We start from the raw sequence: 368 nt of genomic DNA, 5'->3' as shown, positions 1-368 counted from the left end.
GCGGTCGAGGCGCCGGTGACCCCTTCGGTCACCGGTGCGTCGGTGACCCCGCCGGCGTGCTCCTCCGGGGCGGGGCGCGGGCCGGCCGGCGGGGCGGAGTCCCGGGGTGCCGATGTCAGCCTCGGCAGGCGCAGCCTCATGCTCGAATTCCAGCACACATGATCGTGTGGGACCGGCCGAGGGCGATCGTCGGTGGCGCGTCGTAGCGTCGGCGTCATGCCGACCCGCGGCCGGGAGAGCCTTCCGTTCCCCGCGGGGACGCGCCGGTCATCGACAAGCTGTGAACCTTGCTTCGGCCAGGGAAAGGTGCCAGGCTTGCTGAATGCCGTTCGTGTTGACCATCGATCAGCGGTCCAGCCGGCGCTCCC

The organism is Blastococcus sp. CCUG 61487 (assembly GCF_005222955.1).
Lineage (GTDB): Bacteria > Actinomycetota > Actinomycetes > Mycobacteriales > Geodermatophilaceae > Blastococcus.
The sequence above is the reverse complement of the archived record's forward strand: the minus strand, read 5'-3'. Positions refer to the sequence as shown.